The sequence below is a fragment of the Arthrospira sp. PCC 9901 genome, from assembly GCF_059013425.1.
The window spans coordinates 4,073,098-4,087,762 of the sequence record NZ_CP102296.1 but is presented as its reverse complement, the minus strand read 5'-3'; the positions used below and the strand labels follow the sequence as shown (position 1 = coordinate 4,087,762).

Genomic DNA, 14,665 nt, shown 5'->3' with positions numbered 1-14,665 from the left:
TAAACTGTTAGATAAACTGTTAACTATCTAACACCCATTTTAACAGGATAGGGTTAACCAACTCCGGTGCTTCATCCTGGGGGCAATGTCCAACCCCCTCCAGAGGAATAAACTGTTTTACTGTGTCAAATTTAGCTAATTCTTGTCCAAGTTTTATCGGTTCCCATGGGTCTTCTGTCCCCCATAAAATTATCGCCGGACAGGGAAGAATGGGGAGTAAATCTTCTGGCAAAGGTCCTTGAGAATAAGTAGTAAAAGCCACAAAAACATCGACAGCAGCGGGGTCATTAGCGGGGGTGAGAAGCATTGTCACTAATTCATCGGTGACAGCCTCTTTGCGCCGATAAGCCTGTAGGAGGATGTTACGGACAGTTTTAGGAGTAGCAATTTGTCGAAAAAATAGCTGACTAACCCATCGTAAACCTAAGACTTTTTGGGCTAATTCTGCACCCATACCCCGATACCAGGGAATTTCTGCCCTTTTGCGATCGTGCAATAGTCGCAGAGAACAATTTAATAAACCTACAGCGATCGCTATTTCTGGGTGAGAGACAGCCGCCTGCATAGCCACAATACAACCAATAGAATTTCCCACTAAAAAAGCCGGACTTCCGACTACCTCCCGACAAAAATCTGCCACTTGATCACCCCAAGTTTCAAAAGTATAAGATAGGCTACTACAGGGTAAAGGTTTAGCTGACCCACCAAACCCTAAAAGGTCGATCGCAAATACCCGACATTGATTAGCTAAAATAGGGATATTTTTGCGCCAGTGTCCCCAACTTGCACCAAACCCATGAATTAATACTACCGCTGGTCCTGTGTCTCCAGCGGCGCTATAACAGATAGGAAACCCTTTCCACAGCCAAGTTTGAGTTTCTACGGTAGTTGTTGTCATGGGAACAGTTAATCTTGAATAATTGATAATCGATAATTATAGCAATCTTCAATGATTAGGAATGGCTAATAGGTAACAGGGAATGGCAGAATTTGGTAATTCTGAGGTGATCATTCCCTATCAGACAATTATCAATCATCCATTGTCGATAACTTCTTCGACTTCTTCCATGGTTTCTTCTATGGTTTCTTCTATGGTCGGTTTTTCGATGGGTTGAACAAATAAATTATTAGCCCTAACAAAACAATTGGCGGGAGTTCCGTCAGCTTTTTCTTCAATATATATCCACGGTTTCAAATCAGAATCCAAAGTGACAATAAACCCACCATAACTCAACTTACCAGTAAATACCTCATCAGTCTGTAAACGTTCAACCACCGGAAAATTGATAATGTTAGGAAAACCAGATTTTGCCGGGTTCCATACTTCTTTAATTGATTCAGAACCCATGCGACAATTTAAGCCATTGGGGTCGGGGTCAACTACTTGCCAATATAGGTGATTAGAATTGCCAATATAATCACCATTATCATTAGGTTGTGGTAAAGAAGTATCCGCTAAAACCCCTGCTGTACCCACGCCAAACACTAATCCAGCAATTAGAACTATAATTAACCCCAAAACTGGTAATTTCTTTAACATAATCTTCCTCTGAATATCCGACAAATATTTAGTCATGAATTCCCCCAATACTTGCTCTGGGGTACTCCTAGGGCATATTATCAGATATCAGGCGCAACTCGCGAGGAGGGTGGTCAGCCGAGTGTATGAGATACCTTACTGATTACCCTGAGTCTAACCTTCATCAACATCAACTCCGGTAAGACCCCACAAGTTTTCCCTTCCCCGGTTGTCTGATATGTTTTTAAAAACTGGTGCGCCTTCCGCCTCTCAAGGGGTTGACGAGAACCCGAATCCGTGATAATATTGGATATAGTTTTTCATAATTGGATATAAATAACTAAAAAAAAAATTGGATATATTCCCATTATCTAAAATAATAACCCACAGTCAATATATAAGTCAACCCATAACCCCCAAATAATGGGATTTTTTTACAAAACTTTACAAAACTTTACATATTGGCGGGGCTACTTTGTGGAGAAGTAAGGCTGGTGGAATCCGCCAATTAATTTGCTAAAGTGGAGCAAGAATTTAATCCAAGATTTGCTTAACATCTTAGGACAATAAGGTACAATACCCCAAAAGATTCGCAACTCAATAATGAGTATACGGTCAAACCCCAGACCATGCCAAATTTCCCTGACGACATACTCATCAAGTCGGATTCTTCATGGTAAAATCCAATCATGGTGCGAGACGTTTAGGAGTCAAATAAGGCTGCAATGCCTGAAATAACCTCCTAGTGGGACTTTCACCCCTTGGTGAAATATAAGGGACTCGTACCCTGACCATCCCATAACTGTTTATATGTCCCAACGTTTGGTATAGAAATATACAAAACAAGGCAGGGAACTCAAGGTCAAAACGCCCAACTGGAAATATTAATGATTCCTTAACAATTGCGTTGAGAGTAACGGCGATAGCCACCCCCAGTTTTGGGAATCATAACCCCAGGATTGAAGCGGGGAACGGAAGGCGTGAAGTAGAACCTACTACCAAATGCGACCACTGCCAACCATCCATGATTAGGGAAACCGAATGTCCGGCTTGAACCATCGTAATGATTTAGCAGCGAAACAGGTTGATACGCTGCGTTCAAAAGAGCAAGGGGAAAAGTAGGGTAATCATGACATCACCTACACAGACTTTTAAAAGTACCCCGGTGGAGAGGACAAATCTAAAGATGGAATGCCCGTATAAACGGAACGTTTAAACCCCTTTTAGGCTCTCAAGTGGCAGGATGTACCTGCGGAGTAGTGAAAGTGTAAGCGTATACCTTTAAGGGGAAAGGATGTGACTGAAAGCCAATGCCTAACTGTAATGGTTAGGATATGCCCACTAGTCACGGTGTGGATATAGAGACTGCGACAATTAGGAGTGTTTACGACGAAAGCGAGTTTAAACACTACGATGTTGTATTTAGCTCCAAAAGTTGAAATCACAAAAGCAGGGAGTCGTTACCCTGTTCCCGATGTCAAAAGGGGTATCCACATCAGGAGCCGTGTGATGTGAAAGTATCAAGCACGGTTTTGAATTGGAGTTGGGGAAGGCGACTTCCCTTTCGACCATAACCCAATCAAAGCTTTCCGGACAAAACTAAAACTCAATGACCGTCAAGCCACCTTGATGGCCAAACACGCGGGGTATGCTCGATTTGTGTTCAATTGGGGATTACACTTATGGATGTCAGCTTATGAAGAGGGACTCAAGCCTAACGTCAACTCCATCAAAAAGGTTTTTACGAATTATGTGAAACCTCAATATCCTTGGATGTCCGAATTGTCTTCTAGAGTTTATCAATATGCCTTCATTAATTTAGGCGACGCCTTTAAGCGCTTCTTCAAGGGAATAAGCAGTTATCCTAAATTTAAGAAGAAAGGCCACCATGATAGCTTTACCCTTGACAATGGCGGCAAACCATTCAAGTTGTCAGGAACTCGCCATAAGCTGCCTTTTGTGGGCTGGGTTTCTACATTTGAGGCTCTACCCGAAAGTTGGGTTAAGAAAGTCACTATAACGCGCCAAGCAGGTGACTGGTATATAAGCTTTTTCGTAGAAATCACACCAGAAATCACACCGAAATTCCGAGAGAGAATCGGGGTAGACCTAGGAATTAACAATTTGGCGACTTGCTCCGATGGGACCCAATTCTCTAATCCCAAGGCTTATAAAGCAGCGACCAAAAAACTAGCTCGATTACAACGTCATTTAAGTCGCAAAGTCAAAGGCTCAAAAAATTGGGCCAAATGTCTCTTAAAAGTTCAAAAGCTACATCAAAGAGTAGCAAACATTCGGCGGGACACCATTCATAAAATAACTACTTTTTTGGCTAAGAACCACAGCCAAGTAGTCATTGAAGATTTGAATGTGTCTGGAATGCTGAAAAATCATGGTTTGGCGGGTTCTATCGCTGATGCTTCATTTTATGAGTTCCGTCGTCAACTAGGTTACAAGGCAGAACGTTATGGTTCAAAGTTAATGATTGCGGATAGATTTTATCCATCCAGTCAACTTTGTTCTAACTGTGGCCATCGTCAAAAAATGCCCTTAGTCCGTCGGACTTTTGAATGTCCGAACTGTGGCCTGAAGATTGATAGAGATTTGAATGCCAGTATAAATTTAGAAAAATCGCCTGGTTCAGACGATTACACTTGTGGACGGGGTGCTGCCGACAGTCCCGGACGAAGCCAGAAATAAACATCAATATCCGGCTATGTCCGGTTTTGTTTAAGTTTTATAGAGCAGAATATGTTAAGATTCAGAATAATGGTCAACACAGACATTTCCGTAAGCTTTCACGCGCTATCTGACCCCCTACGGATTCAGATTTTAGAACTTTTACGCCACCAGGAATTGTGCGTGTGCGAAATCTGCGAAACCTTAGAGGTTAGCCAGTCGAAACTGTCCTTTCATCTAAAAACGCTCAAAGAGGTGGGATTAATCAAAGGACGACAAGAAGGGCGCTGGATATATTATAGCATTAACCTGAGTCAAATGATTATCCTAGAAGAATATCTAGGGGAGTTTCGGCGATTTAGTCCAGTTGTTCCGGCTTTACCTTGCTCAAATTAATCATCATTTTCGGAGTTAGGGGGAGTGGCTGGCTGTGATGATTGGGAGGTCAAGGCTTTAAGCGATCGCACTTCTTCCTGTAGTCGTTTAACCTCCTCTAACAATTGTTGATTAGACTGTGATAATTGCTGCGCCTGACTACTAAGATAAGGGTCACTTTCCCACCAATTAATCCCAATTTCCTTAGCCTTATCTACGGAAGCAATTAATAAACGAATGCGGATACTTAACAATTCCGTAGACCCGACGGAGACGGAAATATCTCCAGCAATAACTATGCCTTTATCCAAAACTCTCTCTAGGATATCAGCGAGGGAGGAACCGGAGGTAGACATCGGAACGCCGCGCTGAGGACTAGATGAACGTGGTTGTAATGTCATTAATCACCCTCATAAACAACAAACAGGCGATTATCCTGTTGTGTCAAATAACTTTTTCTTAAAAGCGATCGCAAAGCATCAGTAGTTTGCACCCGGTTTAACCCCAAAGCTATCTCAATTTCGGACACTCGCGCCCCATGAGATTCTTTGATATAAGTATAGATTTTATGTTCGGTATCAGAGAGGTTATTAGGTACTGATGAAGTGTTCAATTCTTCCCTAGGGGGTAAAGCGAGAATCTGGTGATTTTCCATTCCTGATAAATGGTCAAATATCTGATTCAGTCGGCTTTCTAATTCAGCAATATTTCCCATGGCGCGCGATAAGAGGATATCACAGCAAACCTCTTGAAAATCGGGGTCAATGGGAGCAATAGGGATATTATGATCTTGACATATTCTGGCGATCATCAAACTAGGTCGCAACCCAGAGGCTTTATCGGCGTTAGTTTGTTGTCGGGCCACGGTCTGAATTGGACTAGGGGCGATCGCATGGGTAGCCTCTCGGAACTGCTGCACTAATGTTACAATAGTCCGGGCATCTTCCGGTGTAACTGCCACTTTTTGGATGAGAATTTCCTGTTGGGTAGCCTCGTCCGGTTCCGGCATATTCATGGTAATGAGGCGATCGAGTAAAGCATCTTGGGTGCTATAAACGCCACAGTATTCTTCAGGATTAGATGTAAAAATCGCCCGAAAATGGGGGTTCACCCTAATATATTCGGAACGGTTGCCATTAGGAGGCAGCACTAATAGTTTTTCCTCTAAAGCCGATAACAGAACGTTATTGACTTCAGGGCGGGAACGGTTAAACTCATCATAAACGAGGGTAAACCCTTCCCGACAGGCGAGGGTTAAACGGGAATCAATCCAGTTTTGCTTGAGTTCGTCTTCTAATTTAACGACACTGTGGATAAAGTTATCCACCACTTTTTTACGGGTGTAACCAGTTTGATTACCAATCATATCGGAGGACTTTAGTTCATCGTCCCCAAAAATCAACATAATCGGACGGTTAAGCAAATCTGCCAAATGTAGGGCGAGGGTAGTTTTTCCGGTTCCCGCTGGTCCGCGCAAATGCACAGAAAACCCTGATTGAAGATACCGCAACGCCCTAACTGTAATTCTTTCAATGGCTGGAGTGTTAACAAATCCTTTAGGAACAGCGCGAAGCACAGTGGTCATATTAATGTTAGATTCTAAGCTATCAGGCTAGGGAGATTTTAGTTCCGAGCCCTATTTTGATTTTAGCTGTTGGCATAGTAGGCTCGATCGCGCTGGACAATCCGACCTTGTTTAAGAAGCGATCGCAAAGCATCAACGGTTTGAATCCGATTTAACTGCAAATCCTCCTCAATATCAGTCAATCGTACCCCCGACTGCTTAGAAATGTAATCATAAACCCGTTCATCCGGGTTAGGGGGATGAGCAACAACAGCAGTTGGTTTAGGCTGGTTAGGGGGAACTGCTGGTTTTGTCGGTTGAGCAACCACCACAGCCGTAGGTGTTGTTGATTTGGCGGGTGTGGTAGTGCTAGGCGCTGATTTAACCGCCTTCGCCTTGGTTTGAGGAGCCGATGTTTTACTAGCCTTCCCCTTCTGAGGCGTTGCTGGGGTCAATTTCACCCTTTCACCACCCCAAACCGACTTTTCCAGATCGCGACGGTACTCCTGTAATTGCATCCGAAACTTACCCAAATCCTCAAACATGGACTCAATAGCTGCTAGGCGTTCGGCTTTTGCATCTTGGATTTGCTGTTGCAATTTTTCAGCCATAATGGTGCGGATCATATTGAACTCTTGCAAATCCCCTTGTACCTGCTGGGCGAGTTTTCGGCGATCGGCGGCTCTTTCCTGGTCCTGTTGTTGCCACTGCTGTTGCCATTCAGCAACCCGATCTCGAAGTTCCGCCCGAAAATCCCGTAATTCCTGGGCTAATTCCTCAGCTTTTTCGGCTCTGGACTGGGCGCTTTCGTCCAGAAAGGTAGCAGTTTCTTCCTCAAGCGATCGCACAAACTCTTTTAAATCCTCAGCTAGTTGTTCTGCTTGCTGGCGATGGTTATTATGAGCATCTGCCAAAAAGGCTTGATTTTGTTGTTTTAACTGAGATACAAAAGCCTGTCGATCTTGTTTTTGAGCGATCGCCTGGCTGTATCGTTCTTGTTGCCATAAATCCACCGTCGCCCAAATCTGTTTTTGGTTTTCAGCCAAAACCCGGCGACGATCTAGGTGGCCTTGTTGCCAATCATCCTTTAACGCCATAATACTTAACGATATCCCCCCCATTGGTGGTTAAGCATCGGACACCTGTTGCTTTCTGTAGTCTTTCCTGTCAGCCTTACTGTAGGTATTCCCTAGAGAATGACATTGCCCCCTGAAACTAAGAAATTGGCTTTTCGACTCGGATTAAGGCTGTGGCCAGATGGACCATAAAGAAGACAGAATCAGATGTCCGATCGCTAGTTAACTGTGAAACCCTTTATACAGAAGGAACAGCAGCTTGAGCGGTTAGACCCACAGCCTCTGCATATTTGAGATAAGTTTCCACAGATGCAATCACAACCCTTGCTTCTACCGATAACAGTTCTATGCCCACTAAGGAAACACGAACCCAGGCATCAATCACAATCCCTTTATCAAGGATACGATCAATAACCTCAGCCAAGCTCGAAGACGAGTTTACTTTTTCAACTGCCATGAGTCAATTCCCTCTCAATTTTGATATTGACACCCCCACCGCCCAGGTAGGCTGTGATGGGAGATTATTGCTAGTATTGCTGTTGACCGGGCTACCAGGGAACTCCTGTCACCGTCCATCATACAGAATCCAGGCACATTTAACCATGAAGCTCACCCCACCTGCCGTTCGGCGAGGTTGGGTTCGGGCGTCGCTATTTTTGTTCAACAGAATGCTGCAAGAGGACTATTGTCGCGTACAAATCGCCTTTTTAAAACCAAAATATAGAGGCCATGTACTTCACGTCCACCGTCAAACATCTATGCTGCATCATGCTCCGACTATTCCGAGTTTATCAATACTTGGGTGCAATGTAAAGCATTTGGGTCAGAATTTCTCAATAATAAACTAGGAGTTCACATTTAATTTGGTGAGGTTTTTTAGCATTTATAGTGTTTAGGGCTGGCCATAGTGAATCAAACTCAAGCGGGAGGTGTGAAATACCCATATATGGTAGAATGTATAGGCAGTTTTGCTGTTCGCATAGCCTCCCTGGAAGGGAAGGATTAGTCCCTATAGGCGGTTAAAGCTGAAAACCTTTAGACAGAGTTTTGGACAATGCCCCGAATTTTAGTGATTGATGATGATCCCGCGATCGCAGAGCTGGTGGCGATTAACCTAGAGATGGCTGGTTATGAAGTCACCCTAGCCCCTGATGGTATAGTAGGACAAGCACTAGCACTGCAACTACTGCCCGACCTGATTATTTTAGACCTAATGCTGCCCAAAGTCGATGGGTTCACCGTCTGTCAGCGTCTACGCCGAGATGAACGCACCGGAGATATCCCGGTTTTGATGTTGACAGCTTTGGGACAAACCCAAGATAAAGTGGAAGGCTTTAACGCCGGGGCTGATGATTATTTAACTAAACCCTTTGAACTCGAAGAAATGCTGGCTCGTGTCCGCGCGCTATTGCGACGCACTGATCGCATTCCGCAAGCGGCTAAACACAGCGAGATCCTCAGTTATGGAGTTCTTACCCTAGTTCCCGAAAGGTTCGAGGCGATCTGGTTTGATCAGACAGTCAAACTAACTCACCTAGAATTTGAGTTATTGCACTGTTTGCTACAACGTCACGGTCAAACCGTAGCCCCCAGTGAAATTCTCAAGGAAGTTTGGGGCTATGACCCGGACGATGATATCGAAACTATCCGGGTTCATATTCGCCATTTACGCACCAAAATGGAACCCGATCCACGTCATCCTCGCTACATCAAAACCGTTTATGGTGCTGGTTACTGTTTGGAACTTCCAGCAGGTAACGGCAAAAACTCATCAGAGGTGGGAGAGACTGATCTATCTGATGAATCAGCCCAGGTGTAGCACCTCAATCAATGGTTTTTGAGTCGTTGATAGACAGTGACTAACCCGTTAGCATCACCCACATTACCTGGAAACAGGACAACGGGAAGATTAGGGAATTGGGTATGTGATGCGGGGGTTTTCACCATTGAACAACCAGCCATAACCTGTCCCAAGAGTCGCGCGGTGGGGAGGCTTAGACCTTTACTAAGGACATCATTGGAGGTGATGCCTCCCTTGCTAATCAAAAATCCAATATCTTTTGGTAAACCCCGGACAATATCCATTAACAAATCTGAAACCGCCGCCCCAAATTCTAACCGGACTTGGGTATTGTCAAAGGTGATTTCTTGGCGAGAGGTGTACACTACAGGGGTTTGACCCTGTTTATGGATTTGAGCAATGCGATCGCTAATTTGGCTGAGTAACTCTTGACGTAGGGAGGGACTATCATCTAACAGGTGAGACACATCTACCTCAACCCCCACGATATCTGGTTCTTTCAATAACTGTTCAAGCTGTTGGGTAGATTTTTTCACATGGGAACCCATCAACACCACTCCCGGTTGATTATTTCGGGTATATTTCCCCATAGACTCCGGTGGTAATGGTTGGGGACCCAGGGAGGCTAGGGAGGTGAGGATACTGGCGGCGCTGCGGAATAAGAAACGTTTTCCCTTACTGGCGGCGGCTAGGATATCCGAGGCGAATTGGTCTAGGTCGCTTTGGGTTTCCCCGTCAACTCCCACACATTGGTTATCACTGAGTTGCATCAGTCGGTCTAGGGTCCCGTTGCGAATGTCCCCCAATGTGAAAAGTTGCACAGCTTCGGCTTTAATGCGTCCTTGGGTCTTTTCCTCTACATAATCGGGTAGGTAGGAATAATGGTAGCTGAATACTGAATCGCGAGCAAATTCCGTTTGGTGTACAGGGGTATCAACGCCGTCTATTTTCAGGTAGTGGGTTCCCCCTCTGGTTATCCGTCCCCCTTCAAAGAAAGCGGGAACTAAAAAATGAGCGTCAAAGGGGCCTAATTCTTCGGCGATCACATCGGTTTCTATGGGGTAGTGACCCCGTAGGGTGGAGTCAGACCGACTCACCACTAAAAAGTCTTCGATAGACTCGGCGGCGATCGCTATTTTCAGATTATGGGTAACTTCTCGTGTAACTGTGGCTGCTGCTTCTGGGGTTAATGCTCTGGTATTAGTTAAGATAAAGAATATCGGAGACTGGTCACTAAGTCCCAGCCGTAAGGTTTCTACGTCCCATTGTGTCAATAACAGACAACTATGAACCGTTTGGGAACCGGTGGGGTCATCATCCAGAACTATAATTTTAGGTGCCATTGCTTTAGTGTGGAAGTAACAAGAGAAAGATTGAGTCAGACCGTAGGACTCTCTGACCACCTTACCATTAATGGTAACTTTAATCTACAGCCCATACAAATTTGTTAATGGCTTTCCAGTTATCATTGACAGTCAACAGGTTGTAGGATGATCGCCAGATGAATCAGTTTATTTATAGTCTTCCCAAAGCCGAACTACATCTTCACATCGAAGGGACTTTAGAACCACAGATGATGTTTGACCTCGCTCAAAGAAACCATCTATCTTTACCTGTCGCGTCAGTGGCGGATGTGCAACCATCCTATCACTTCTCCAATTTACAATCCTTTCTGGATTTATATTATCAGGGCGCTAATGTTCTCCGCACTGACCAGGATTTTTATGATTTAACCTGGGCTTATTTACAAAAATGCGTTCAGCAGAATGTCCGCCACACCGAAATCTTTTTTGACCCCCAAACTCATAGCGATCGCGGTATTGATTTCTCCGTCGTATACCAGGGGATACACTCCGCCCTACAAGATGCCAAAACCTATCTAAATATCTCCTCCTACCTGATTCTTTGTTTCCTCCGAGATTTAAGCCCAGAAGCTGCCATGAATACCCTTGAACAAGCCTTACCTTATCAAGATGGCATTATGGCTGTCGGTTTAGATTCGGCGGAATTGCACAATCCTCCTCGTAAATTTAAACAGGTATTTGATAAAGCCAAATCTGAGGGGTTTTTAACTGTCGCCCATGGGGGAGAAGAAGCCGGCGCTGATTATATTTGGGAAGCCATTAATCTCTTACAGGTCTCCCGGATTGATCACGGTGTGCGCTGTACAGAAGACCCGGAATTGGTTGCTTATTTGGTACAGCAACAAATCCCCTTAACTGTCTGCCCTTTATCTAATGTTAAGTTGAGGGTATTTCCTGACATCAAATCCCATAATATTAAAAAATTGCTGGAGTTGGGTTTATGTGTGACTATCAATTCGGACGACCCCGCTTATTTTGGGGGCTATATTAACGAAAATTATCTCGCTGTTCAAGAGGCTTTGCATTTCACTAATTCTCAACTGATACAGTTGGCGAAAAATTCTTTTATCGCTTCCTTTCTCAGTCAAGCCGAAAAAGATAAGTATTTAGCCGACATCGACAATAATCTATATAATTGTGGCGGCGGGTTCCCCTGTTAATTATCTATAGAAGGTTATGTTAACTTTTGTAACGAAAAATTAAGAAATGTTGTGAAATTTTTTTTCTGGAGGGGGTGGTGGTTTTTTGGTGAAGTTTGTGCTATCATTTTAGATAATGGGAATATTCGGTAAATTTTTACTTAAGCAAAAACTCAATTATTTAAGAGTATGTCAATATAATATCATTAGTTCTGGGTGCTTGTCAACCTGTTGGCGCTAATTTGTCGGAACAATTTTTTAAAAATTGAATAATAAATCAACACGGCGGGAAGATTAGGCGATCGCATGAATGAATATGGATAAATAGAGTTGTTGAAGGAAGGGGACAAAGAGAATGTTAAAATGGCCAGATGTGGTTATTCTGCGGCGTAGTAGGTGTGTGAAAGTTGTAGCAGTGATGTTGCTGCTAGTGGTGTTAATTAGAAGCATTCCTTATTCAATACCAATTAGGGCGAAAGATATCCGTCAAAATTCGGTATCGATGGAATTTAGCGATCGCCAAGGTTTAGCATTAGGAACAATTCTCAGCCAAGACCAAAGTCATACGGCTGTAGTCCCCTTAAAGGAAGTTTCCCCGTATTTTATCCAAGCCATTATTGCAGCAGAAGATAAGCGATATTATCAACATGGTGCTGTAGATATAATAGCGATCGTGAGGGCGGTCATGGAAGCCATACAAGCCAGAGAGATAGTTAGTGGCGCGTCTACTATTACCATGCAACTAGCGCGAATGTTAGAACCCTCACCCAATACTCTCCCGCACAAAATCAGAGAAATTTGGTTATCTTGGCGACTATTTGCTGGAATGAACCGAGACGAAATTCTAGCAGCTTATATTAACCGTATTCCTATGGGTGGTAACCTGTATGGTGTGGAAGTGGCGGCGCGGACTTATTTTGGTATAGGTGCTTCTGACCTAAGTTTATCGCAAGCGAGTGTCTTAGCGGGACTTCCCAACGATCCAACGGATCTAAATCCTTATTTCAATTGGGAGGGACTGAAACAGCGGCAAAAATATGTTTTATATCGCATGGTAGAAGATGGGTATATAACCCCAGAAAAAAGCGATCGCGCCTATCGAGAAACTCTGAGAATTGCACCTCGGGAACAGGGTATTATCGCCGCGCCTCATTTTTTATTTTGGGTAGCTAGTCAACTGTCAAAGGCAGAAATTACCAGCCCCAAAATTAGGACAACTTTAGACCGGACTCTCCAGCAATTTGTAGAAACCCAAGTCCGTCATGTCGTGACGGCTTTAGGGGGTCAAAATGTTAATCATGGGGCGGCTATAGTGATTAATAATCATACGGGGGAAGTTTTAGCGTATGTAGGTTCTCCTGATTATTTTAACTGGCAAAATTTAGGTTCAAATGATGGAGTTCAAGCCTGGCGACAGCCGGGTTCAACCCTGAAACCATTTTTATATCAATTAGCGATCGCCCAAGGAATTATCCGACCGAATACCATACTCCCAGACGTACCCACATATTATCCTATTCCCGGTGCTAAACTGTATGCACCCGTTGATTATAGTGAAACCTTTTTAGGACCTGTGCGGGTACGAATTGCGTTAGGTAATTCCTTAAATATTCCGGCTGTGCGAGTTTTAGAAAAAGTCGGTGTAGGTGAGTTTTTATCACGTTTACATCAACTAGGTTTTACCCACCTTGACCGAGAACCGGAACATTATGGACTTGGGTTAAGTTTAGGTAGTGGCGAGGTGAGTCTTTGGGAATTAGCCCAGGCTTATTTAACTTTTGCGAACCGGGGAAAGTTCACGCCATTGGTGACTACAATTATACCAGAAATTGCGCCCCCGTGTAAACAGGAATGTATGCAAATAGACACAGCCACCAGTTGGGAATTAATTGTAAATATGCTGGCGGACTCCCATGCTAGGGCTACAGCCTTTGGAGTTGATTCCGTGTTAAATTTACCCTTTCCGGTAGCCGTAAAAACAGGGACTTCTTCTGATTATCGAGATACTTGGACGGTGGGATTTACTACTGATTACACCGTCGCAACTTGGGTGGGAAATTTCGACTCTCAGCCGATGCAAAATATTTCGGGTGTCATGGGGGCTGCGCCGTTATGGAATCAGATTATGATGTATCTTCATAGAAACAAAAAACCGGATAATTTCCCGCCGCCAGAGGGATTATTTGAATTGCCGATTTGTAGCCATACGGGATGGAAACCCACTGATGATTGTGGCTCAGGGATTGTGTTAGAATATTTCTATCCAGAGGATATTAAGGATTATGATAACCTGTCTGTGACGGGGGAGTTACCCGCCGCATATAATGAGTGGTTATCGCAACAGGAATCGCCTCATTTAAGTTCAGGAAAACTGAGGATTGTTTTACCTCAAAATAATGATTATTTCCTGGTCACTGCGGGTCATGATTCGCCCCTAGAGTTGAAAGTTGCGGGAGTTGACAATCAAGAAATCCAATGGTTTATTAATGATAATAAGATAGCCACAACCACCAGCAAATCAATATTTTGGCAGCCAGAAATCGGAGATTTTACCCTGAAAGTAGTCACCCGTGAAAATATGAGCGATCGCATTAATTTTCAAGTGAGGGAAGCCGAAGTCAAACCGTATCGGCGGGGTTTTTCCATAGGTGAAGATTGACAGGGGCTGCCGAACCGACCCCAAACCGAAGCCAGCCGAGGGAATGTAAAGTTTAATTACAACTTTTGTGAAAATATTGAGAAATGTTCCAAAACCTCATCTTAGCCTTAGCCTAGAATTTTATAAGTCACGAGATTAACTGAGATGGAAAAGTTAAAGAAATACCGGATCAACTGTACCCTTACCTATGGCGACATTTACGGTCAAATCATGATTTGGCTGATCGTCATTTTCATCGCCCTAGCCTCCTCCCTCGCCTTGTGGAGTAGTTCTCAGCAAATTTTTGCCTTCACCATGCTAGGACTGATTGTAGTGCTATCGCTGCCGTTTCTGCTGTTTGCCTTCGTTACCACCTTGTTAAACCATATCGAAGTCATGCCCACAGACATCAACTCAGAAACAGCAACAGATCAGGAAATTAAGGGATCTGAACAGCCAGCGCAAGCTACCAGTTAAGACACCATAGCAGTCAGTCAACCCTAAAGACTT

At 43.9% G+C, this 14,665-nt stretch carries 13 protein-coding genes; 6 read left to right on the top strand and 7 right to left on the bottom strand.

The genetic code is table 11. The annotated features are described in order from the left end of the window. Positions 1–19 precede the first annotated feature (19 nt). Together NLZ44_RS18230 and NLZ44_RS18225 are read right to left on the bottom strand one after the other, a co-directional pair. Entirely contained in the window at positions 20–898 is an 879-nt protein-coding gene (locus NLZ44_RS18230) for an alpha/beta fold hydrolase (protein WP_493750694.1), read from the bottom strand. 135 nt (positions 899–1,033) lie between these two features. Continuing rightward, complete coding sequence (locus tag NLZ44_RS18225) at positions 1,034–1,540, bottom strand: hypothetical protein (RefSeq protein WP_493750693.1); 507 nt, start codon at positions 1,538–1,540, stop codon at positions 1,034–1,036. A gap of 1,608 nt (positions 1,541–3,148) precedes the next feature. Between NLZ44_RS18225 and NLZ44_RS18220 the strand changes: the two genes are divergently transcribed. Both NLZ44_RS18220 and NLZ44_RS18215 read left to right on the top strand, forming a co-directional pair. After that, entirely contained in the window at positions 3,149–4,219 is a 1,071-nt protein-coding gene (locus NLZ44_RS18220) for an RNA-guided endonuclease InsQ/TnpB family protein (protein ID WP_493750692.1), read from the top strand. Between the two features lie 69 nt (positions 4,220–4,288). Beyond that, positions 4,289–4,594 carry an ArsR/SmtB family transcription factor gene (locus tag NLZ44_RS18215; protein ID WP_493750691.1) on the top strand — a complete coding sequence of 102 codons (306 nt, stop codon included), beginning with the start codon at positions 4,289–4,291 and terminating at the stop codon, positions 4,592–4,594. On the opposite strand, the gene NLZ44_RS18210 is transcribed toward NLZ44_RS18215, so the two are convergent. The 4 genes from NLZ44_RS18210 to gvpA all read right to left on the bottom strand — a co-directional run bounded on the left by NLZ44_RS18210 (position 4,591) and on the right by gvpA (position 7,670). After that, positions 4,591–4,974, bottom strand: a complete 384-nt coding sequence (locus tag NLZ44_RS18210) for a gas vesicle protein (protein ID WP_493750690.1) — start codon at positions 4,972–4,974, stop codon at positions 4,591–4,593. The genes NLZ44_RS18215 and NLZ44_RS18210 overlap by 4 nt on opposite strands. Continuing rightward, positions 4,974–6,158 carry a gas vesicle protein GvpN gene (gene gvpN, locus NLZ44_RS18205; RefSeq protein WP_493750689.1) on the bottom strand — a complete coding sequence of 395 codons (1,185 nt, stop codon included), beginning with the start codon at positions 6,156–6,158 and terminating at the stop codon, positions 4,974–4,976. The genes NLZ44_RS18210 and gvpN overlap by 1 nt, the downstream gene beginning before the upstream one ends. A gap of 62 nt (positions 6,159–6,220) precedes the next feature. Next, positions 6,221–7,234, bottom strand: coding sequence for a gas vesicle protein GvpC (gene gvpC, locus NLZ44_RS18200; RefSeq protein ID WP_493750688.1), 1,014 nt, complete (start codon positions 7,232–7,234; stop codon positions 6,221–6,223). Positions 7,235–7,451: 217 nt separating this feature from the next. Beyond that, entirely contained in the window at positions 7,452–7,670 is a 219-nt protein-coding gene (gene gvpA, locus NLZ44_RS18195) for a gas vesicle structural protein GvpA (protein ID WP_006616598.1), read from the bottom strand. 597 nt (positions 7,671–8,267) lie between these two features. Here gvpA and NLZ44_RS18190 point away from each other — a divergent pair. Then, complete coding sequence (locus tag NLZ44_RS18190) at positions 8,268–9,032, top strand: response regulator transcription factor (RefSeq protein WP_493750687.1); 765 nt, start codon at positions 8,268–8,270, stop codon at positions 9,030–9,032. Positions 9,033–9,040: 8 nt separating this feature from the next. On the opposite strand, the gene NLZ44_RS18185 is transcribed toward NLZ44_RS18190, so the two are convergent. After that, entirely contained in the window at positions 9,041–10,357 is a 1,317-nt protein-coding gene (locus NLZ44_RS18185; RefSeq protein WP_008049783.1) for a four-carbon acid sugar kinase family protein, read from the bottom strand. Positions 10,358–10,515: 158 nt separating this feature from the next. On the opposite strand from NLZ44_RS18185, the gene NLZ44_RS18180 reads away from it, so the two are divergent. The 3 genes from NLZ44_RS18180 to NLZ44_RS18170 all read left to right on the top strand — a co-directional run bounded on the left by NLZ44_RS18180 (position 10,516) and on the right by NLZ44_RS18170 (position 14,632). Beyond that, complete coding sequence (locus NLZ44_RS18180) at positions 10,516–11,538, top strand: adenosine deaminase (RefSeq protein ID WP_493750686.1); 1,023 nt, start codon at positions 10,516–10,518, stop codon at positions 11,536–11,538. Positions 11,539–11,872: 334 nt separating this feature from the next. Next, positions 11,873–14,176 carry a penicillin-binding protein 1C gene (gene pbpC, locus NLZ44_RS18175; RefSeq protein WP_493750685.1) on the top strand — a complete coding sequence of 768 codons (2,304 nt, stop codon included), beginning with the start codon at positions 11,873–11,875 and terminating at the stop codon, positions 14,174–14,176. 144 nt (positions 14,177–14,320) lie between these two features. Continuing rightward, a complete protein-coding gene (locus NLZ44_RS18170) occupies positions 14,321–14,632 on the top strand; it encodes a hypothetical protein (protein ID WP_493750684.1) in 312 nt (103 codons plus the stop codon). Positions 14,633–14,665: the final 33 nt, after the last annotated feature.